The organism is Acinetobacter sp. YH12131 (assembly GCF_013418635.1).
Classification (GTDB): Bacteria; Pseudomonadota; Gammaproteobacteria; order Pseudomonadales; family Moraxellaceae; genus Acinetobacter; species Acinetobacter towneri.
The window spans coordinates 90,587-110,628 of sequence record NZ_VPBQ01000006.1 but is presented as its reverse complement, the minus strand read 5'-3'; the positions used below and the strand labels follow the sequence as shown (position 1 = coordinate 110,628).

General features: G+C 40.7%; 21 protein-coding genes. 8 read left to right on the top strand and 13 right to left on the bottom strand.

The genetic code is table 11. The features are described from left to right. Nucleotides 1-12 precede the first annotated feature (12 nt). Nucleotides 13-1,122 (bottom strand): prephenate dehydratase, encoded by a 1,110-nt coding sequence (gene pheA / locus FTU66_RS06610; protein ID WP_180112511.1) that lies wholly within the window; start codon nucleotides 1,120-1,122, stop codon nucleotides 13-15. Between the two features lie 351 nt (nucleotides 1,123-1,473). Then, on the bottom strand, nucleotides 1,474-2,616 hold the full coding sequence (locus FTU66_RS06605; protein WP_180112510.1) for an acyl-CoA dehydrogenase family protein: 1,143 nt from the start codon (nucleotides 2,614-2,616) through the stop codon (nucleotides 1,474-1,476). Nucleotides 2,617-3,127: 511 nt separating this feature from the next. Between FTU66_RS06605 and FTU66_RS06600 the strand changes: the two genes are divergently transcribed. Continuing rightward, entirely contained in the window at nucleotides 3,128-4,138 is a 1,011-nt protein-coding gene (locus tag FTU66_RS06600; protein ID WP_167846106.1) for a glycosyl transferase family protein, read from the top strand. Nucleotides 4,139-4,222: 84 nt separating this feature from the next. Here the strand turns inward: FTU66_RS06600 and FTU66_RS06595 are convergent, their stop codons facing one another. Together FTU66_RS06595 and FTU66_RS06590 are read right to left on the bottom strand one after the other, a co-directional pair. Continuing rightward, on the bottom strand, nucleotides 4,223-4,492 hold the full coding sequence (locus tag FTU66_RS06595) for a YeaC family protein (protein WP_004972971.1): 270 nt from the start codon (nucleotides 4,490-4,492) through the stop codon (nucleotides 4,223-4,225). Then, nucleotides 4,492-5,409, bottom strand: a complete 918-nt coding sequence (locus FTU66_RS06590) for an NAD(+) kinase (RefSeq protein WP_207973958.1) — start codon at nucleotides 5,407-5,409, stop codon at nucleotides 4,492-4,494. The genes FTU66_RS06595 and FTU66_RS06590 overlap by 1 nt, the downstream gene beginning before the upstream one ends. Nucleotides 5,410-5,698: 289 nt before the next feature. Between FTU66_RS06590 and FTU66_RS06585 the strand changes: the two genes are divergently transcribed. From FTU66_RS06585 to FTU66_RS06575, 3 genes are all read left to right on the top strand, one after another. Further along, entirely contained in the window at nucleotides 5,699-6,229 is a 531-nt protein-coding gene (locus FTU66_RS06585; RefSeq protein WP_180112509.1) for a hypothetical protein, read from the top strand. A 103-nt stretch (nucleotides 6,230-6,332) separates the two neighbouring features. Further along, nucleotides 6,333-8,726, top strand: coding sequence for a penicillin-binding protein 1B (gene mrcB, locus FTU66_RS06580; RefSeq protein WP_180112508.1), 2,394 nt, complete (start codon nucleotides 6,333-6,335; stop codon nucleotides 8,724-8,726). A 72-nt stretch (nucleotides 8,727-8,798) separates the two neighbouring features. Further along, nucleotides 8,799-9,317, top strand: a complete 519-nt coding sequence (locus FTU66_RS06575) for a hypothetical protein (RefSeq protein ID WP_096901888.1) — start codon at nucleotides 8,799-8,801, stop codon at nucleotides 9,315-9,317. Between the two features lie 77 nt (nucleotides 9,318-9,394). On the opposite strand, the gene FTU66_RS06570 is transcribed toward FTU66_RS06575, so the two are convergent. Continuing rightward, nucleotides 9,395-10,294: an NUDIX domain-containing protein gene (locus FTU66_RS06570; RefSeq protein WP_179993726.1), complete on the bottom strand. Its 900-nt coding sequence runs from the start codon at nucleotides 10,292-10,294 to the stop codon at nucleotides 9,395-9,397. A gap of 138 nt (nucleotides 10,295-10,432) precedes the next feature. Between FTU66_RS06570 and hemP the strand changes: the two genes are divergently transcribed. Further along, nucleotides 10,433-10,603 (top strand): hemin uptake protein HemP, encoded by a 171-nt coding sequence (gene hemP / locus FTU66_RS06565; protein WP_004972965.1) that lies wholly within the window; start codon nucleotides 10,433-10,435, stop codon nucleotides 10,601-10,603. A 111-nt stretch (nucleotides 10,604-10,714) separates the two neighbouring features. Here the strand turns inward: hemP and FTU66_RS06560 are convergent, their stop codons facing one another. From FTU66_RS06560 to FTU66_RS06545, 4 genes are all read right to left on the bottom strand, one after another. After that, a complete protein-coding gene (locus tag FTU66_RS06560; protein WP_180112507.1) occupies nucleotides 10,715-12,064 on the bottom strand; it encodes a HAMP domain-containing sensor histidine kinase in 1,350 nt (449 codons plus the stop codon). A 17-nt stretch (nucleotides 12,065-12,081) separates the two neighbouring features. Further along, nucleotides 12,082-12,744 carry a response regulator transcription factor gene (locus FTU66_RS06555; protein WP_096901847.1) on the bottom strand — a complete coding sequence of 221 codons (663 nt, stop codon included), beginning with the start codon at nucleotides 12,742-12,744 and terminating at the stop codon, nucleotides 12,082-12,084. A 131-nt stretch (nucleotides 12,745-12,875) separates the two neighbouring features. Next, on the bottom strand, nucleotides 12,876-13,232 hold the full coding sequence (locus FTU66_RS06550; protein ID WP_096901845.1) for a NirD/YgiW/YdeI family stress tolerance protein: 357 nt from the start codon (nucleotides 13,230-13,232) through the stop codon (nucleotides 12,876-12,878). 111 nt (nucleotides 13,233-13,343) lie between these two features. Beyond that, on the bottom strand, nucleotides 13,344-15,101 hold the full coding sequence (locus tag FTU66_RS06545; RefSeq protein ID WP_004972956.1) for a GspE/PulE family protein: 1,758 nt from the start codon (nucleotides 15,099-15,101) through the stop codon (nucleotides 13,344-13,346). 248 nt (nucleotides 15,102-15,349) lie between these two features. On the opposite strand from FTU66_RS06545, the gene FTU66_RS06540 reads away from it, so the two are divergent. After that, nucleotides 15,350-16,552, top strand: a complete 1,203-nt coding sequence (locus tag FTU66_RS06540) for a DUF4010 domain-containing protein (RefSeq protein ID WP_180112525.1) — start codon at nucleotides 15,350-15,352, stop codon at nucleotides 16,550-16,552. Here FTU66_RS06540 and tsaA read toward each other — a convergent pair. Next, entirely contained in the window at nucleotides 16,549-17,286 is a 738-nt protein-coding gene (tsaA, locus tag FTU66_RS06535; protein WP_207973603.1) for a tRNA (N6-threonylcarbamoyladenosine(37)-N6)-methyltransferase TrmO, read from the bottom strand. The two genes, FTU66_RS06540 and tsaA, sit on opposite strands and share 4 nt — an antisense overlap. 120 nt (nucleotides 17,287-17,406) lie before the next feature. On the opposite strand from tsaA, the gene FTU66_RS06530 reads away from it, so the two are divergent. Next, on the top strand, nucleotides 17,407-18,186 hold the full coding sequence (locus FTU66_RS06530) for a ferredoxin--NADP reductase (protein WP_004972950.1): 780 nt from the start codon (nucleotides 17,407-17,409) through the stop codon (nucleotides 18,184-18,186). Nucleotides 18,187-18,245: 59 nt separating this feature from the next. Here the strand turns inward: FTU66_RS06530 and FTU66_RS06525 are convergent, their stop codons facing one another. The 3 genes from FTU66_RS06525 to FTU66_RS06515 all read right to left on the bottom strand — a co-directional run bounded on the left by FTU66_RS06525 (nucleotide 18,246) and on the right by FTU66_RS06515 (nucleotide 19,553). Continuing rightward, the gene (locus FTU66_RS06525; RefSeq protein ID WP_004972947.1) at nucleotides 18,246-18,431 is read right to left on the bottom strand and encodes a hypothetical protein; all 186 of its coding nucleotides are present in this window, start codon (nucleotides 18,429-18,431) and stop codon (nucleotides 18,246-18,248) included. 20 nt (nucleotides 18,432-18,451) lie between these two features. Then, the gene (locus FTU66_RS06520) at nucleotides 18,452-18,706 is read right to left on the bottom strand and encodes a hypothetical protein (RefSeq protein ID WP_004972946.1); all 255 of its coding nucleotides are present in this window, start codon (nucleotides 18,704-18,706) and stop codon (nucleotides 18,452-18,454) included. Nucleotides 18,707-18,932: 226 nt separating this feature from the next. Then, entirely contained in the window at nucleotides 18,933-19,553 is a 621-nt protein-coding gene (locus tag FTU66_RS06515) for a cation transporter (RefSeq protein ID WP_096901843.1), read from the bottom strand. A gap of 75 nt (nucleotides 19,554-19,628) precedes the next feature. On the opposite strand from FTU66_RS06515, the gene FTU66_RS06510 reads away from it, so the two are divergent. Then, nucleotides 19,629-20,030, top strand: a complete 402-nt coding sequence (locus FTU66_RS06510) for a MerR family transcriptional regulator (RefSeq protein ID WP_136144351.1) — start codon at nucleotides 19,629-19,631, stop codon at nucleotides 20,028-20,030. Nucleotides 20,031-20,042 lie beyond the last annotated feature (12 nt).

The following is a 20,042-nucleotide window of genomic DNA, read 5'->3' as shown; positions in this document are numbered from 1 at the left end:
AATTAAATACGGTTATAACACGGCAGCAGGATAAGAACCCAAGACACGAATTTCTTTCACCAATGGACGGATTTCTTCAATCGCTGCACGTACATTGTCTTGCTCGACATGCCCTTCTAGGTCAATGAAGAATACATAGGCCCATTTTTCAGGCAAGGCAGGACGTGTTTCAATACTGGTCAAGCTAATATTGTGCTTCGCAAATGGTGCAAGAATCTCAAGCAATGCCCCTGCGCGGTCATGTGCAGACACCAACAATGAAGTTTTATCATTGCCACTTGGTGGAACTTTCTCACGACCAATCACCAAGAAACGTGTGGTATTTTCTGGGTTATCTTCAATATTGCTATGTAAAATTTCGAGTTCGTAAATATTGGCCGCAATTTCAGAAGCAATTGCAGCAGAATGCCATTCATTACGAATACGGCGCGCTGCTTCTGCATTGGAGCTGAGTGCCACACGTTCTACACCCGGATAATGTACATCTAACCATTTACGGCATTGTGCCAAAGTTTGCTGATGCGCATAAATTTGTTTAATGCTGTCTTTACGAGTGTTTTCTGACACAAGGAATTGGTGATGAATACGCAATTCTACTTCACCAATCACATTTAATGGCGATGATTTAAAGCAATCTAAAGTATGGTTCACCACACCTTCAGATGAGTTTTCGACAGGTACTAAACCATAGTGTGCACTGCCTGCTTCCACTTCACGGAAAACTTCATCAATAGTAAGCAAAGGACGCACAATCGCATCTTGACCAAAATGTTTAAGTACTGCGGAATGCGTATAAGTACCAATTGGCCCTAAAAACGCAATACTTTGTGGCGCTTCAAGTGCCAAACATGCCGACATAATTTCACGGAATAAACGTGCCATGGTCACATCAGACAACGGCCCTTCGTTGCGTTCCATAACATTACGTAAAACTTGCGCTTCACGTTCAGGACGGTAAAACAACGGGCTCTCTTCTGCTGCAAATTTTGCTTTCGCCACCGCTTCAGCAAGTCGTGCTCGACGGTTAATCAGCTGCTGAATCTGTTGATCTACAGAGTCAATATCTTCACGGATTTTAGCGAGATCAAGAGAAGTCGTTGTGTTCTGATCGTCTTGGATCATTGTTATGTCGCCCTTCATAAACATTTTGCAAATAGTATAACAATAGTTAGCTTTCAAATGTTGCGCAATACAACTTTCAGTGTTTCAGATTTAAAAACATACAGTTGATCAAAGCATCACCAATCTATACATTTAAGCCGCAACTTTGCACAACGTACCGCTTAAAACTGGGCAACTATGCTTTTCTTTTTTGCATCTCTAATTCTAAGCGGTGTAATTTTATTTTTAAGTGTAATTATCAATCAGCTCATTGCTTTTAAGTCTGATCAAATTCATAAAAAAAGAGCCAGCACTGGGCTGACTCTGGAGATGATCCTTGATCTTTATTCAATTGGACTTTTAGGCATTGTTTTAACGCCCCAATAAACCACGCGCGACAATTTCTTTCATAATTTCATTGGTTCCACCGTAAATTCGCTGGATTCGCGCATCGACAAAGAAACGAGAAATCGGGTATTCCGTCATATAGCCATAACCGCCAAACAGTTGCAGCAATTGATCGGCAATTTTCATTTGCATATCTGTCGCAAAGCTTTTTAAAGCGGCTGCAGTTTCGACGTCCAGTTTGCCCTGCATATACAATTCGACGTTTTGATTATAAAAAGCAGCGGTTGCCAATTCATCAATTTTAGCCTGTGCCAAAACAAAACGGGTATTCTGGAACTGACCAATGGCTTGTCCAAACGCCTGACGCTCTTGCACATATTGTGTGGTCACATCAATTGAACCTCGAATAGCACCCAATGCAGTAGCTGCAATCGCAGTACGTTCACGTGGCAATTCTTGCATTAAATAGGCAAAACCATGCCCTGCCTGTCCTAACAATTGATTTTTCGGCACTTTGACATTGTCAAAGAATAGCTCTGACGTGTCTTGTGAATGCAAACCAATTTTTTCCAAATTGGTGCCTTTTTTAAAGCCATCTAAATGCGTATCGACCAACATGAGCGATACGCCTTTGGCACGTGCTTGCGGATCAGTTTTTACTGCCAAAACCACCAAGTCTGCATGCTGACCATTGGAAATAAAGGTTTTAGAACCATTCAGTACATAATGATCATCTTGCAAAATGGCATTGGTACGCATGGCTTGTAAGTCTGAACCCGCGCCTGGCTCGGTCATGCCAATTGCACCAACCACTTCACCCGATACCATTTTAGGCAGCCAGTATTGTTTTTGTTCTTCTGTACCAATATGCAAAATGTACGGCGCAGCAATTTCAGAATGACAGGAAATACCTGTAGAAAGTGCGCTATAACCTGCACGTGCCGACTCTTCGACCAACATTAGGGAATAATGCGTTGGAACACCATAGCCGCCATATTCTTCAGGCACATCAATACATAAAAAGCCATTTTCACCTAACAGATTCCACACGCTGCGCGGCATGATGCCCTCACGTTCCCACGCAGCATAATGCGGTGCAATATGCTCCTGCATAAAACGTCGAAAGTTATCTCTAAATAATTCTAAATCAGCATCATAAGCCAGCATATCCAATCCTTTATTTTTCAATTGTTGTTTTCAATAGTATCCATGCTATGCATTTTTATACAGGCTGTCATGTGTTATCCCTACAGATTGTCTTACTTTACAGTCAAACTTTAGTCGTCATTTCAGATATGCAATGAAACTTGTGGCAGCTCGTACAAGCTGAAGCTATGAATAGTGCTGCAAACTGTTGCCGAAGTTTATACACTAGTATACTAGGGTCTGTTGACAATTCGTCTATGTTTGCGGCAACGCATATTTTTTAGCTGATATAAGGCATGGGACAGGAAATTTAGTCATTCTAAATGACTGGCACATAACGCAATAGCAGCAAAAATATGCTCGCCCTGAAAGGCTGTGGCTAAAACTTTCTCAGATTGCGTTATGAAGCTTAGCAATAGACCCACTATTCCCTGCGCTTCATGCCTGATCTGCTCAGTTTTAGCCTACAGCGCAAGTCATTTATGAAATGTCATCAGACCCTAATTTAAATTGATGTCGTGTGAACTCGCTTATGCCAAATACAAACCCCAATAAAAGAAATATTTATAAAGATGTAGAACATCCATTTGCACAATTTATTCGAATTATTGGCAAAGGCAAAACAGGCGCACGTTCACTGACCTATGATGAAGCCTATCAAGCTTTTTCTATGATTTTGCGCAATGAAGTCTTGGACGTTCAATTAGGCGCTTTTTTAATGCTGCTGCGTGTGAAGGAAGAATCTGTAGAGGAGTTGGCAGGTTTTGTGCAAGCCACCCGTGATCAACTGCAATTTAAACCGCTTCAGGTCGATTTAGACTGGTCATCTTATGCAGGTAAACGCAGACATTATCCGTGGTTTTTATTGGCAGCGCTGACTTTAGCAAAACATAACTATAAAGTGGTGATGCATGGTGCTTCTGGGCATACCATCAACCGTTTATATACCGAACAAGCACTGCAATATTTAGATTATCCAATTTGCCAAAATGACCTAGACGTTGAACAGCAATTGGCACAGCGTAATTTTGCTTACTTACCATTGGATGTTATTTCACCGATTTTGAGTGAGTTGATTAATTTACGCAATGTGATGGGTTTACGTTCACCCATTCATACCCTTGCCCGTTTAATCAACCCTTTTAATGCCAAAGCCACCATGCAGGCGATTTTTCACCCTGCCTATCGCAGTTCACATCAACAAGCCGCATTTCAGCTGGGTTATCAAAACAGTGCAGTGATTAAAGGCGAAGGTGGCGAGTTTGAACGCAACCCCGATGCCAAAACTTTAATTTGTGGCATCAAAAATGGCGCTTTATATGAACACGAACTGCCTAAACTGACCGATAACCGCAGCCCTATAGAAGAAGAACTGGATTTGGCAGTATTTAAAGCCGTCTGGCTAGATCAGCAAACTCATGAGTATGGTGAAGTCGCCATTACCGAAACCATAGGTATCGCTTTATATACCATGGGCGTTTGTGATGATTATGCAGTAGCGATGCAAAACGCACAGCAGCTTTGGCAAAATCGTCACAACTAAAACGTCATTGAAGATACAAAAAAAGACACCCATCTCAGGTGTCTTTTTCATCTTTCAATTTTCATGAAAGCAGTTTTGCATCATTTAAACAAAACGAATCGGTTTAAATTCTTCATGCTTGTGATGATCGTCATCACACTGCTCGCCTTCTTCTTTAGTGCCACGGTCAATATAGCCACTACGCTCAGTTTCAGGCAGGTTTTTCATTTCCCACGCATACACTGCTTGCATACAAATTTGACGTTGCTCTTGGGTCAGCGCAACACCATTAGGCCACTTGCCAATTTCAATTGCCGTTTTTAAACGTCCAACAATTTCAGGATCGAGTACGGCAAGCATTTGTTCAATATTCATCATTCATCCTGCTGTTGCATTGATTCAAAATCTTGATTCCACCCTAATTTGGTACGACATGCCATATAGAAGTCATAACCTGGTGGATGTAATAAATTTAATTTATAAGGATGTTTGCGTATATGCAAACTATCTCCGACATTTAATGAAACACTATGTTGACCATCGGCACTGACCATTGGCAACACACGGTTTTCACGAATATTGATTTTAATTTCGCTGTGTCCACCCACCACAATTGGGCGTGAAGACAAGGTATGAGGATGCATAGGCACCAATGCAATTGCATCCATGCTCGGATGTACAATTGGGCCACCACCCGACAAAGCATAAGCCGTTGAACCTGTTGGGGTCGAAACGATTAAACCATCACTGTGCTGACGATAGACATATTGCCCATCAATATTCAGTTCAAAGTCAATCATGTGAACCGACTTACCCGAATGTAGCACCACATCATTTAAGGCAATGGCTTCATAAATGATTTCGCCTTTAGAGCGCACTTCCATTTCCAGTAAAAAACGGCGGTCTGACTGAAAATGCCCTTGCAAAACCTGATCAAGTTTAAAGATTACTTCTGTCGGTTTAATATCGGTTAAAAAGCCTAAACGCCCGCGGTTCACACCAATTACAGGGGTATTGTATTTAACCAAAGCGCGTGCTGCATGCAGCAATGAACCATCACCACCCACCACAATCACCAAATCGACCACTTCGCCTAATAAAGCACGGCTAACTGTTTGGGTATTGTTATAAGGTACAAGTTGAGCAGTGTCAGAATCAAAAACGGGATGCAAACCCAATCCTAAAATATGGTCGTGAATCAGACATAATGTTTCTACAACAGAATATTTGTCTGGACGACCAATCAGTCCAATGTTCCGAAAGTTCTTATGTGAAATTTGCACCTGCGATATCGCTCCGCTACGATTCGACGCCTATCATAGCACTAACCTAGTTGATTTAAAAAAACTTTAGTGATTCAAAATTCTAATTTTTTAGTACACTATTTCTCATCATTTATCGTTATATTATCAAACTTTTTCATACACAAATTTTTCGCAAAATAAGATAACTATAAAACGAGAAAAATCAAATATATTTAAAATTTCTAACAAGCTAAAACAATAAAAAATCTGTATGCTACACACTTCTAACCACATCTTTTTTTACTCTTAAATTCTAAAGAATATATCGGTCATTTTTATGAATCTTAATAAATATTTAGCCATTTACGGAGCAGGAATATTTTTTGCTGGACTTATGTTTTTGGCTAAACATGATTACTTAAATTTCTATCAAGAAAAAGCGCAAGAATTTAACACTAATAAACCCGTAAGTTTTGTTCAGCCTATTGAAAACAAGGTTAGTCTTTCTCAAAACACCCTACCAAATCAGTCAGACAAAAATCTTTTGGAACAACTTAAAGTAGATATAGAAGATACAAAACTGTCCTTCCCTTTGCAAAATGAAGATAAATCAACCTTTATAGATGTAATTCTCATAGATAAAGATGTTGCCTATACCATTATTACCCCGCTAACAAAATCTGATTTTACCGCAGAATATATTCGCTTGATTACTGAAACCAATTGTAATGATGAATATTTGCAACCCTATTTAAATTCAGGTTTTAGTTTTACTTATAAATTTTTTGACCTACACATGAATCGTATCTTGGACTTAAGCACCAACCTTAATCACTGCGAAGGTTTACAACAAGCTAATACTATTTAATTAAATTGAGCATAATTTTTCCCTTCAGTCACAGATTAATTATTGCAAATTCAGTAAAAGCTTCGCATGATTAGCAAAATTTATCAGGATCTTATCGCGATTTATGAAGTCTGAGCGTGGCATAGGCATAATTGCATTACTATTTTGCATCATCGTTATTGGTGGATTTATTGCATTTAGTATCTACTTGATTCGTCTGGATAATATTGTCAGAGACAAATTTGAAGGACAGCGTTGGGATATTCCAGCCAAGGTTTTTGCACGCCCATTAGAAGTGTATAACAATGCACCTGTCAGCCAGACCGACTTTACTCAAGAACTAAAACTGCTTGGCTATAAAAATACAGATAATTACGCTAAATCAGGCAGTTATGTCAGCGATGGTAATACTTTATTTGTGCATACCCGTGGTTTTGACTTTGGCGATAGTGTTGAACCTGAACAGGTTTTAAAAGTCAGCTTTGCCAATAATCAAATTAGTGAGGTGAGTGCCACCAAGCCTTCTAATACAGGCATTGCACGTTTAGAACCGATGTTGATTGGCGGAATCTATCCGCAGCACAATGAAGATCGAGTGCTGATTAAACTGAATAAAGTGCCTAAACCACTCATTGAAGCTCTTATTGCCACCGAAGATCGTAATTTCTATCAACACCACGGCGTTTCAATTCGTGGTACTGCACGTGCCATTGTCAGCAACGTCACGGGTGGCAAACGTCAGGGTGGTTCTACCCTTACGCAGCAATTGGTGAAAAACTTTTATTTAAGCCCAGAGCGCACTTTAAAACGTAAAGCCAATGAAGCACTCATGGCTATGCTGATTGAGTTGCATTACAGCAAAGATGAAATTTTAGAAGCCTATTTAAATGAGGTGAATTTAGGTCAAAACGGTAACTATTCTATTAATGGTTATGGTCTAGCTTCACAGTTTTATTTTGGTATGCCGTTGCGTGAGCTAAACATTTCACAACAAGCCTTTTTGGTCGGTTTGGTACAAGGTCCATCATTATATAATCCTTGGCGCAACCCTGAAGCTGCCAAAAAACGTCGTGACATTGTACTAAACAATATGTTGGTGATGGGTTATTTAAACCAAGAACAATATGAAAAAGAAACTGCGCGTCCCTTAAATGTCATTACAAAACCGACCATTGGCCCTGCCCGTTTCCCTGACTTTTTAGATATTGTCCGCCGTCAATTACGTACTGAATATCAAGAAGGAGATTTGACCAATCAGGGTTTGCGTATCTTCACGACGCTTGATCCGATTGCACAAACCAACGTACAAAATGCTTTTAAAGCATCGGTTGAGCGTTTAAGCAAAGCCAATCCAAAGCGTTTAAAAGAATTACAAGGCGCGGTGCTAATTTCTCATCCTGAAAATGGCGAGTTAGTGGCAGCGGTAGGTTCTACGCAAGATTTTACGGGTTTTAACCGTGCCTTGGATGCCAAACGTCAAGTTGGCTCACTGCTCAAACCAATTATTTATTTAAGTGCGATTGAGTCTGGTCGATATAACTGGGCAAGTCCTGTAGAAGACAGCCAAATCAGCATCCCAATTGATGGTAAATCTTGGACACCACGTAATTATAGCGGCAGCGATCATGGGATTGTGTCTATGTCACAAGCCCTATCTCAGTCTTATAACCTATCTGCAGTTCGTTTGGGACAGGAGTTTGGATTATCTACCTTCCGTAATCACCTCATTAAATTTGGTGTACCAAGTGATGCGGTTCCGCAATATCCATCTATTTTCTTGGGTGCAGTAGATTTATCGCCTATGCAGGTGATGGACATTTACGGTAACTTTGCCACAGGTGGTTTTAAATATCCGACCAAAGCGATTCGCACCGTAGTCGATGCCAATGGACGTTTACTGGATCGTTATGGTTTAACCGTACAACAAACTATTGATCCTTCTGCCGCCTATATTTTGAATTATGGCTTACAGCAAGTGATGAGTTCTGGTACAGGTCGTTCAGCTTACAATAGCTTATCGACAGATTTAAAATTGGCAGGCAAATCAGGTACAACCAATGATACTCGTGATTCATGGTTTGCGGGCTATTCAGGCAATTATTTAGCCGTTGTATGGCTTGGTTTGGATGATAACAAAGTCACAGGCTTAACAGGCTCGTCTGGTGCTTTGCCTGTCTGGAGTAATGTGATGCAGCAATTGCGTCAAAAACCTGTCAACTTACGTCAGACCGAACAAATTCAATGGCATTGGATTGACCGCAGTTCTGGGCATTTATCTGCACAAGGCTGTGAAGGTGCGATGTATATTCCAGTGAATCGTAATAATGTACCGCGTCAGGCAACCGCATGTGGTTTTTCACACTATCAAGTTGAACCCGTTTACCAACCCGATACTGAAACTCAGCAAACAGCTCCTGAAACCAGTGACAGTATCGAAAATTATATCCGTGAAACTGAACCCGTAACAGATGACAATACCGATGGTCGTGTCATCTCAAGTGGCAGTTATATCAATTAAACTTGAGGATATCGGTCAGTTACGCTTATGAAATTATCACGTTTAAGACAAGTTTTTTTCACCACATTCGCTATGGGTGCGATGGCAACGATTGTAGCTTGCCAGAGTTTACCTGAACCGCCTGCTCCTCAGCCTGTGCCTGAAAAACCTAAAACTGTGACGACACCAGAAGGTGTGGTGATTCGTCCTTATGAACGTGAAGAAATTAAGCGTCAATCGTTGCAAGTGGTGGTGCCACAACAAACCGTGCAACAAAAATTAGAGGATGGTCGTAGTTTGCCTGCTTTTCAAAAGTTGATGCAGCAAACCCAGACCGCTTATAAACAAGGTCAATTCAATCAGGCCGAAACAGCAGCTTTGCAAGCGCAGCGACTTGCCCCGCAAGCGGCTGAAACCTATTTATATTTGGCTTTAATTGCCAACCAAAAGAAGCAACCCGCTAATGCAGAAGCCTTGGCACGTCGTGGTTTAAGCTATGCACAAAGCGATGCTATGAAACGTCAATTATGGCTAGTCATTCAAAAAGCAGCACAGCAACAAAATAATGCCAAAAGCCTTGCGCAAGCCCAACAAGCTTTGAAAGATTTGTAAGGACGATAATTTAATAAACTAAAAATCGCTGAGTGTAATTACATCAGCGATTTTTTATTTGCGCAAACTAGAAAAAATCAAATAAAACGTACGCCTGCAATGCCATAGGCATGATGCTGCTCTGCCGTAGCAAAATCATCCTGAGTTAAGCCACCCAAAGCAAAAACAGGAATATCGACAAACTCAGCAATCTGCTGGAATTTTTCCCATCCTAAAGGTGTGGCATCATGATGCGTGGTGGTTACTAAAACAGGACTGAGTAAAATTGCTTCACAACCAATTTGCTGTGCATGTTGTGCCGAAACAATATCATGACACGCTGCAATATAACGCTGCCCAACTTTTAAATCGCCCTTTTGTAATTGCATCAGTTGCGATTGTTTTAAATGAATTGCTGCAATGGCGTGTTGCTGAATCGTATTTAATTGCTTCCACAATTCCAAATTGACAATCACTTGCCCCAGTTGCTCAATGCAATATTCTGACAATTCGACCTTGCATGCAGCATTGGGTTCAACCCGCCAATACAGCAGTTTTTGCTTAGGCAAATTTGCTAAATGTTTTAAATCTTCACTGACTTTAATTGCCTGTTGCCACACTAGTCGTTGCACAATTGCACGATTGGCTTGTGGAAAATTCAGCTCTAAAAGTTGCGGACGGCTAAACCATGTCCAAGGCACTTGAATATCTTTTAATAAAGCTGCGGGTACAGCAGCCTGAAAAATATGCAGATTGACAATCACATCATCATATTCATGGCAAATAATATCAAAAGCATGCCAATGCTGTATGCCAACACCAACTTCTTCAAACACTTCACGGCGGCAAGCATCTACAGGAGTTTCGCCTGCTTCCACTTTCCCACCTGGAAATTCGTGTTTATTGCCCTGATGTTGTTTGGCTTCGCGCCAACCCACCAACACTTTGTTTTGATGAAATAACAGCGCAATTGCCACATGAATATTTGGCTTGGACATGAACCCGTTTCCTTTTCTGCAATGTACGTTTAACTGCAAATTGTAGACTTTTATAAAATCAAAAATAATCCGTTGACAGGCTTATATGATAATGATTATCATTTAAAACAATTCTTACACACCACGGAGTAACTCAAAATGAACGCCCCATTTAACTTATTTTCACGTCATTCAGACACTCAGCATGCCCTACCTATGTTACATTCAAATAACTTGTTTGCGCTAGGACGCGAAATTCGTATTTTGCATGCAGGCGAAGAATATCGTTTACGCTTAACCCGTAACAATCGTCTTATTCTCACAAAATAATTAAAATAATCAACACAATAATAAACGTGGAAACAGCAGTATGAATCAGCGCATACTGCTTTTAAGTTCTGACTTGTTTAATTTTAACTTGCTTCCTAAAACCAATCATATTTACAACTGGGCTTTAGGCAACAAAATACGCACTTTTAAACCACCTTGTTCAGCACGTGAAAATTCAATTTTTCCTGCATGCAACTCTATAATTTTCTTACAAATCGACAGTCCTAAACCAGAACCTTGAGTTTTACTGCCTAAAGCACGGTAAAAGCGTTCGCCCAAACGTGCCAAAACGTCATCAGTCACTGCATGACCATTGTCGGCGATGCAAATTTCCTGCATCAATTCATGCGGTTTCGCTTCAATCCAAATACGTCCTTGAGGTGCTGCATAACGCACTGCGTTGTCAATCAAGTTGCGCAGGCAGCTAAATAGCAATTCAGGATTGCCTTGCACTTGTATCGGTTGAATATCTGACTGAATCTGAATGGCTTTTTCCTGAATAAACGGCGTCAGACTTTGTAAAACTTCCTGCACCAAGTCTGCTATAGATACCGCACTTTTATTTAACGATGCCGCATCTGTCGGGTCTAAACGTGCCAATAACAGCAAGTTTTCCAATACTTGTGTGCCACGGCTGACATCACGCTGAATTTGCTCTAAATCTTGTGCCAACTCAGGTTGTTGTTGGTATTTACGTTTTAGCACCTGCAAACGCAATTGAATGGCAGATAAAGGAGAGCGTAACTCATGCGAAGCATCTGCTGTAAATCGCTGTTCTGCAATTAAAGACTGCTCTACTCGCCCCAACAATTTATTCAATTGCTGCAGCATGGGTTGCAGTTCTTTCAATTCAGGTTGTGTGGGGATAATTGGCGTCAAATCATGTTGATTTTTTTCTGCAATTTGTTGGGAGAGTTGCTGAATCCGCTTAAATTGACGACCAATCATAAAATGCACAATGGCCCATTGCAGCAACCACAACAGCAATAAAATAGCGGCATAGCCCAAACTGGTTGCAGCAATTTCCTTAAAGCGATATTTAAGCGGCTGCACGACAATCACATGCAAGCCATCTTCCTCTGCCACATAGCTGCGCCAAATTTGTCCATCTTGCCAGTGAAATGAAAAACCATGCTCAGATACCACGGCAAGCTGAGGCAAGTGAAGCGGAGGTATGTCTTGTTCATCTTCAGAGGTAGTCAAAATCAGATCATCTAATCCCAATTGATAGGCAATATGAAATTGCTCGCTCAACTCATCGACCTGATTGCCTGCATGGTCACGCAAGTCTGCTCGCAGCAACATATCGGCTATTTCATCCATAATGTCATCATGCACGCGCATGGTTTGGTAACTGGCAACCGCCAATAATAAAATCAGGGCGAGTCCACCCGCCAAGACCGAACTTAAAACGGAGCTTTTAACCAGTTTGGACTGTAAAGAAATGACCTGTTTAGACATGCGGAGATCAAACTGAATTAGTTATCTTGCTGCATACGATAGCCTAAACCTCGTATGGTTTTAATGCGGCTACTGCCAATTTTTTTGCGTAATTGATAAATAAATACTTCAATCGCATTACTTTCAATTTCATCGCCCCATGCATATAAAGACTCTTCGAGCTGTTCACGAGTCACCACATGCTGCGGGTTTTGCATCAGTTTATGTAAAATCTGGAATTCCTTAGCCGTTAAATTGACCTGTTGATCATCCACTTTCACTTGTTTGCTTTGCGTGTCTAAAACCAAGTTGGCAAATTCAAGCTGCTGTGTCGGATGACTTTGCGCATTGCGTAACTGACTGCGTACCCGCGCCGAGAGTTCTTCAAGGCTAAACGGTTTAACCAAATAATCATTGGCGCCCAAATCAAGTCCCTGTACCCGATCTTGAATACTATCGCGCGCAGTAATGAAAATAACAGGAGTATCCTGTTGCTGCTGTCGTAAAGCGTGCAGAATTTCATCACCGCTATTTTTAGGCAACCCACGGTCTAACAACACACAATCATAATGATGCTGCTGAATGGCTAAAATGGCGTGATCGCCACGCTCGACCCAATCGACATTATAACCATCCATTTCCAGCCAGGTTTTAATACTTTCTGCTTGTGATACATCATCTTCAGCCAAGAGTAGTCGCATGCCATCCTCTGTTATTTTTGATGTACTTCAATTAAGAATCTAAGAATTATAAAACCACATCCCTCCTGTGAGGTATGTGGTTTTTCAGTGATGAATGCTGCTTGAAGTAAATCATGCGCACGCATTGAATGTTAGAAACGAACCTGATCGACATCTATTTCAATACGTTTTGCAGGCTTATGATCAATATCCACTTCACCAATTAAGGTAACAGGCGTTTTGGCAGAAACGGCTTTGCCATTCCATAAGTCATCATCAATATCGACCGTAATAGTGCCTGTGTTATCACGGAACTGATATTTTTCATCACCAATAGATTTCACCACATAACCTTTTAACTGCACTTTGCTGTCATCTTTCAGGCTTAAAGCTTGTTTTACAGTTACATTTTGATGTAGTGCTTGGGTGTTAATGCTGTCGTTTGCCATGGTGATTGAAGCCATTGCCATTAAACCTGCCATCAACATTGCTTTCATTGTAAATTTCATTGCTTCACCTTTTTGTGTTGCTCATTTCGTTATGGTGATTAAAACAAAGCAAGATGAGCTGAATCTTAAGATTTCCATTTTTTAAAATTCATCGTAAAAAGTTTGAATCTGCTAATTTAATGGCACGACTCGCAACACTTCCTCTAAAGTGGTCATGCCTTCTAAAACTTTGCGTGCGCCTGCAATACGCAACGGTTCAATGCCCTCTTTTTTAGCTTGCTGACGTAATTCATTTAAATTGGCATTGGCGCTGATGAGCTGTTTGGTATCTAAACTTAACGGCATAAACTCATAAATTCCGACCCGACCTTTATAGCCCGTTTGACGGCATTCATCGCATCCAACAGGTTTAAACACTTGTGCAGGCATTTCCATAATGTAATCGAAGGTCAAATGTTCCCAATCTTTTTCATTTATTGAGCCTTCTTGCTTACAATGCGGACACAGTTTACGCACCAAACGCTGTGCCAAAACGCCTAAAATTGTGGCAGCTGTCAAAAATGGCTGTACGCCCAAATCATGCAAACGAGTCAAACTTGAAGGCGCATCATTAGTATGCAGTGTCGATAAAACTAAATGCCCCGTCAGTGCCGCTTGAATCGCCATATTTGCGGTATCCTGATCTCGAATTTCTCCGACCATAATAATGTCAGGGTCTTGACGCATTAAGGCACGCACACCATCGGCAAAACCTAAATCAATTGCAGTATTCACCTGCATTTGGTTAAAACTCGGTTCTAACATTTCAATCGGGTCTTCAATGGTGCAGACATTGACTTCATCGGTAGCCAATTGCTTTAGCGATGAATACAGCGTGGTGGTTTTACCCGAACCTGTAGGGCCTGTAACCAAAATAATGCCGTGACTATGTGCAGTCAGGGCATGCCATTCATTCAACAAACGACTATCAAAACCCAATTGCTGAAAACTGCGTACCAATACTTCTGGGTCAAAAATACGCATCACCAGTTTTTCGCCAAACGCCGTTGGTAAGGTCGATAAACGCAGTTCAGTTTCTTGTCCTTTTGGAGTTCGGGTTTTTAAACGTCCATCTTGCGGTTTACGTTTTTCGGCTACATTCATACGCCCTAAAATTTTAATCCGTGAGATGACTGCGGTAAGCGTATTGGCAGGCATGTTATAGATGGTGTGCAACACGCCATCAATACGAAAACGTACTTTGCCTGTGTCTTTACGTGGTTCGAGGTGAATATCACTTGCGCCTTGTTCAAAGGCAAATTGCAGCACCCAATCCACCAACTTCACAATATGTTGATCATTGGCATCTGGGTTTTGGGTATCGCCCAATTGCAATAAAGCCTCGACCCCTTTATTTTCACGGTCATGTGCAGAAGATTTTTGTGATGAGTGTACTGCGCGACTCACTTGGTAATATTCGATCAAATAACGCTGTAATTGATCTGGGCTGAGTAAAACTCGCTGAATTTTTTTGGGCAATAAACTATGTTCTAAGTTGGCAACCCATTCTTTTTTATAAGGTTGATCTGTCGCAATTAACACCGCATCTGCAGTCACTTCCACCGCTAAAATACGGTTACGCAGTGCAAATTCCTGCGACATCACAGCTGTTAAAGCAGCAACATCGGCTTTTAACGGATCAATAATATAGAATGGCAAGCCTGATTTATCAGCCAGCCATTGGCATAAACGGTTTAAAGTTAAAGTGGTTTGGGGATGACTTTGATCGACCAAATTAAAGTTGGCAATCCATTGTAACGGATGCCATTTTAATTGATCACGTTGACGATGCGTGGTTTGTACCAAAGCCTGATCACGTTCGGTAATTTTACCATCTTTGACTAATTGTTCTAAGCACCAAGTACTGTCTATTTCAAAATTAAAATTCATTGTTATATGCCCCAAAATCTGGGTTTACTATAGCAGAGTTTGCTTTCAGGGCTGAATGACTTCTTTAATACAGTAATCTTGTATGGTTCGATTAAGCCATAATTTTAGAGTGAAAATAGATTCATAAATGGCGATAAACACAATTCAAATATATGATGTTTAAAATAACACCTTGTATTTGGAATGTTGCTGTGGATTTTCTGACTCCTCCATCTTTGGTTACAACCAATTTTCCCGAACTGCTCACCATGTTTGCAGCAGCACTTGGCTGTGGCTTACTGATTGGATTAGAGCGTGAACGCAGTAAAAAAAATGGACAACATCACCGTTTTGCAGGCGTACGTACCTTTGGAATTTGCGCATTATTAGGTGCCATTTGCTTCTTATTGGGCACGAGCATTGCCATTGTGGGTGCGTTGATTGTTGGGGGAATTGGCTTATATTCCCTCAAAAATCAAGCGGAAGATGACCCAGGTGCAACCACAGAACTGGCCTTCGTCATGACCTATTTTATTGGTGCCTTGTGTTTATGGAATATTCCATTGGCAGCAGGTTTATCGGTCATTTTGACAGGTTTACTCATGACCAAGCACACCATGCATGGCATTGTCAGTCAGTGGATTACCGAAGCTGAACTACGTGATGGCTTGTTTTTACTGGCTTTGGTGTTAATTGCCTTGCCACTGACGCCTAATACTGCACTATGGGGCAATGTGCTTAATCCTTATGTGATTTTAAAATTATTGATTTTAATTCTAAGTGTGCAGGCTTTGGCGCATATCGCCAAGCGTTTACTCTCAAGCAGCAATGCCCTCATGTTGTCTGCGATTGCTTCAGGTTTTGTATCAAGCACAGCAACCATTGCCAGTTTAGGCATGGAAGTACGCGCAGGTCGTGGTGAAGCACGTGCCAACGCAGGTGCAGCGCTGATGTCTTGCGTGGCAACTTTAGCGCAAATGTTGATTATTGTGGCGGGTGTCAATCTGGCGTGGTTTAAGCTATTAATTATGCCCAGTCTGGCAGGCATTGGCATTTTAATTTTGGTCGGCGTATGCTTGCTTAAAAAGCATAAAAATACGACAACAGCAAAACCTGAAGCCGACACCCGTATGTTTAGCCTTAAAGAAGCCGCTATTATTGTGGCGACCTTAACCGCAATTCAAGCCATGGTCTACGGCTTAGAGCAAATGCTTGGCGACGCAGGCTTAATCATTGGTACCTTACTCGCCTCTTTATTTGAGGTGCATGCCGCCATTGCTACTGTGGTGATGCAAGGTCCACCCAGTCAGCAAATGTTGCTGTACGCCTTAATTTTAGGTCTTGTTGCTCATGCAATTTCTAAATGTATCAATGCCGCACTCATTGGCGGCTTACGTTTTGCACTTTATTTCGCACCTACCCAAATTTTGCACATGCTGGCGTTGGTGGCTATTTTATATATGATGGTTTAATCGACAGCGATTAAAACAATTTTTAGGATGTGTACTGCGTGCTGATCGACACGGAAACTGACATCAAAATCTGCAAAATTCATGGTGTAAATTCGTTCAGCATCATCCTGATATGCAGGTCGTGGATCTAAAGACAAGACCTGTTCCAATTCCTGCGCAATCTGTGGCTGTAATACGCCAGATTCGAGCAACTGATTTTTTTGCGCTTCGGCTGTGTCCATCCATAGCACTGTTTTTCTTATGGGTTCATCTTGCGCATAACCACTTTGTGCATCAGGCACAGCATCTGAATATTGAATATAAGGTTTAATATCCAAAATAGGCGTGCCATGCAACAAATCTGCTCCTGTCACATAAACTCGCAGTGACTTACCCACTTTTTTGACCTGTTTAAATTGCACTACAGATAAACCAATGGGTGCAGGTCGATACATGCTGCGCGTCGCAAACACACCTATTTTTTGATTACCACCCAAACGTGGCGGACGCACTTGTGCACGAAAACAGGGGTTTTGCTGTTTCTGTACGGTTGGATGAGCATCGGTTTGGTTTTTATTGTCGTGAAATTGCCAGATTAACCATAAGTGACTAAACGCTTCGATCCCTTGAAATGCCAACACATCGTTATAAGGCGCTTGCATTTCAATATACGATTCGACCTGTACCAGATTTGGTTGACGAGGAATACCAAATTTTTCTCGGTAGGGAGAGTGCATAAATCCGATTATTGGCATTTTTAGATCAGTCTTCATCACTTTTTCTGATAAGCTCAATTAAATATATTCAGTTTATAGAGAATGATTTTAGATTAGAATAGCAAGCTGTTCTAATTTGATAATTTATTGAGACCTTTAATGGCTGCTTTCAACGTCGAAAAGATTACTCACGTACACCACTGGAATGACACTTTATTCAGTTTTAAAACGACTCGCGATACCGCACTACGTTTTAAAAACGGTCAATTTGTGATGATTGGTCTGGAAGTAAATGGCAAGCCTTTAATGCGCGCTTACTCGATTGCCAGTGCTAACTATGAAGAAGAGCTAGAATTCTTCTCAATTAAAGTACCTGATGGCCCTTTAACGTCTATTTTACAAAAAGTAAAAGTGGGCGATGAATTGCTGGTTTCTAAAAAACCTACAGGCACTTTGGTACTGGATGATTTAAATCCTGGTAAAAACCTATACTTACTTTCTTCAGGTACAGGTCTAGCTCCATTTTTGGCAACCATCCGCGACCCTGAAACTTATGAACGCTTTGAAAAAGTGATTGTGGTTCACGGTACACGTTTCATTTCTGAATTGGCTTATCAAGATTTAATTCTAAATGAATTACCAAATCACGAGTTTTTCCAAGAACTTGGTATTCGTGAAAAACTGGTATATTACCCAACCGTTACACGTGAAGAATATCCAAACCAAGGACGTGTGACCACGGCAATTGAATCGGGTGAAATCTTTGAAAAAATTGGTTTACCACGTTTTAACCCTGAAACTGACCGTGCCATGTTATGTGGTAGCCCTGCATTCTTAAAAGATGTTGCAGCATTACTTGACCAACATGGTTTAAAAGAATCACCACGTATGGGTGAATTGGGCGATTACGTGATTGAACGTGCTTTCGTTGAAAAATAAAAGCTGTTGAATCTAAAAAAACCGAGCTAAATAGCTCGGTTTTTTGTCATTAGCATCAATTAACGTACACTGCGACCTTCTTGGTTAGCACGTCCTTCACAGTGTGCACCACCACCAATTACAAACCCACGCTCTGCCTGACATGAACCAATCATACGACCACTCGAATCATAAGTTGTCACTTTTGAAGCACAACCTGTCATCAAAATAGCCGCTGTTAATGCGATTAAACTAGAAATTTTCATTGTATTACCCCTCTAAAAAATTAGTCTTGTTGCAGTGAAATCTGCGAATTATTTGGTATGGTTGGCAATAAACCCGTGCGCTCATCTACTTTAGAATAGTTAATGCCTTGTATGTTGGCACCACCATAACACACAGCTTTAGCCCCCAAAATAAAGCCCTGTGTAGCGACACATGAACCAATCACTTGCCCTGCAGTATCATAAGTCACTACTTTAGAACTACAGCCAGCCAAAGCAATCAGGCTTGCTATAGAAAATAATTTAATTAGTTTCATTTAACCCTCAATTTAAAAAAAATTAAATATTATTCATCGTGTAAATTATTTTTAAATACATCAATTTATTTTTAATTTTAGTTATATATTATTTTTTGTAAATAACAATTTGGAATAACTTATCGTTATTTTTACTTCAAATTTTAAAATTATTGCGACTACAAAAAATTAAAAGCACTCCATCTAAATCACTCAAATCAGATGGAGTGCTTTTTACGTTTATTCTTTATTCTGGTACATTCATTCTTCGTTCAGCCAAAGCTTGCTGAATCACATGATACCCGGCTGTTAAGCCCAAACTCGCCATAATCACGGCTACCACAAGATCTGGAATCAAACTACCCGTACCAAATACACCCACTGCCGCCAAAATAACTGCGAAATTACCAATCGCATCATTACGGCTACATAACCACACCGATTTCATATTCGAATCACCATCTCGAAATGCATATAAAATCAATGCAGTAACCACATTGGCTAATAAGGCGATGATCCCAATAATACCCATGGTTATGGCTTCAGGTGGAATACCCTGTATATAGGCATAGATAACCTTGCCCATCACCACCACACCAAACAAGGCCATCGTGATGCCTTTGACCAAAGCCACAGTAGCACGCCAATACAAACTTGCACTTAACACCGCAAGTGAAATCCCGTAATTGACAGCATCTCCAAAGAAATCCAGTGAATCTGCCCATAGGGATGATGAATGGGCATAGGCACCACCTATCAACTCGATAAAAAACATGCTGAGATTGATCACCAATGCAATCCATAACGCGGTTCTAAATTTACTATTCGGTTTGATTGGCGCAGGTTCATGACTACACGTACATGCCATAGACACACCTTCTTTCAAAATGAAATTGTTTCGATTATGCTCATTTAAAACTATAGACTTAGTCCAAGGTCAAGCATGGCACAATATTTAATTCATGAATTAGCTAAAAAAGTTGGTGTCAGCACAGATACCATTCGTTTTTATGAAAAGAAGCACTTACTCACCCCAAGCTTTCGTGCCGAAAATAATTATCGCTATTACAATGATGAGGCACTCAAACGTTTGATTTTTATTAAGCGTTGCCGTGCTTTAGATATGAACTTAAAAGAAATTGAAGCTTTGATTGAATTAGAAAAACAGCCAAAGCAAAACTGCTGCGCCGTGAATGAATTGATTGATGAACATTTAAGGCATGTAGAAGATAAAATTGCCGAGTTGCAGCATTTTCAGCTACAACTTCAGCAACTTAGACAAGCCTGCATCACACAAACAACTATTGATGATTGTCAGATTTTAAAACGGCTCGAAGCCGAATAATCACTCTCTCAG

What these genes read in the sequence shown, in the direction of transcription:
- hemP (WP_004972965.1), top strand. Translation starts at nt 10,433, where the DNA reads ATGAACGCCCCATTTAACTTATTTTCACGTCATTCAGACACTCAGCAT.
- FTU66_RS06575 (WP_096901888.1), top strand. Translation starts at nt 8,799, where the DNA reads ATGGGTGCGATGGCAACGATTGTAGCTTGCCAGAGTTTACCTGAACCG.
- FTU66_RS06525 (WP_004972947.1), bottom strand. Translation starts at nt 18,431, where the DNA reads ATGAAAATTTCTAGTTTAATCGCATTAACAGCGGCTATTTTGATGACA.
- FTU66_RS06555 (WP_096901847.1), bottom strand. Translation starts at nt 12,744, where the DNA reads ATGCGACTACTCTTGGCTGAAGATGATGTATCACAAGCAGAAAGTATT.
- FTU66_RS06510 (WP_136144351.1), top strand. Translation starts at nt 19,629, where the DNA reads ATGGCACAATATTTAATTCATGAATTAGCTAAAAAAGTTGGTGTCAGC.
- FTU66_RS06545 (WP_004972956.1), bottom strand. Translation starts at nt 15,101, where the DNA reads ATGAATTTTAATTTTGAAATAGACAGTACTTGGTGCTTAGAACAATTA.
- FTU66_RS06595 (WP_004972971.1), bottom strand. Translation starts at nt 4,492, where the DNA reads ATGAATATTGAACAAATGCTTGCCGTACTCGATCCTGAAATTGTTGGA.
- pheA (WP_180112511.1), bottom strand. Translation starts at nt 1,122, where the DNA reads ATGATCCAAGACGATCAGAACACAACGACTTCTCTTGATCTCGCTAAA.
- tsaA (WP_207973603.1), bottom strand. Translation starts at nt 17,286, where the DNA reads ATGCCAATAATCGGATTTATGCACTCTCCCTACCGAGAAAAATTTGGT.
- FTU66_RS06550 (WP_096901845.1), bottom strand. Translation starts at nt 13,232, where the DNA reads ATGAAATTTACAATGAAAGCAATGTTGATGGCAGGTTTAATGGCAATG.
- FTU66_RS06560 (WP_180112507.1), bottom strand. Translation starts at nt 12,064, where the DNA reads ATGTCTAAACAGGTCATTTCTTTACAGTCCAAACTGGTTAAAAGCTCC.
- FTU66_RS06520 (WP_004972946.1), bottom strand. Translation starts at nt 18,706, where the DNA reads ATGAAACTAATTAAATTATTTTCTATAGCAAGCCTGATTGCTTTGGCT.
- FTU66_RS06570 (WP_179993726.1), bottom strand. Translation starts at nt 10,294, where the DNA reads ATGTCCAAGCCAAATATTCATGTGGCAATTGCGCTGTTATTTCATCAA.
- FTU66_RS06605 (WP_180112510.1), bottom strand. Translation starts at nt 2,616, where the DNA reads ATGCTGGCTTATGATGCTGATTTAGAATTATTTAGAGATAACTTTCGA.
- FTU66_RS06585 (WP_180112509.1), top strand. Translation starts at nt 5,699, where the DNA reads ATGAATCTTAATAAATATTTAGCCATTTACGGAGCAGGAATATTTTTT.
- mrcB (WP_180112508.1), top strand. Translation starts at nt 6,333, where the DNA reads ATGAAGTCTGAGCGTGGCATAGGCATAATTGCATTACTATTTTGCATC.
- FTU66_RS06600 (WP_167846106.1), top strand. Translation starts at nt 3,128, where the DNA reads ATGCCAAATACAAACCCCAATAAAAGAAATATTTATAAAGATGTAGAA.
- FTU66_RS06540 (WP_180112525.1), top strand. Translation starts at nt 15,350, where the DNA reads ATGTTTGCAGCAGCACTTGGCTGTGGCTTACTGATTGGATTAGAGCGT.
- FTU66_RS06515 (WP_096901843.1), bottom strand. Translation starts at nt 19,553, where the DNA reads ATGGCATGTACGTGTAGTCATGAACCTGCGCCAATCAAACCGAATAGT.
- FTU66_RS06530 (WP_004972950.1), top strand. Translation starts at nt 17,407, where the DNA reads ATGGCTGCTTTCAACGTCGAAAAGATTACTCACGTACACCACTGGAAT.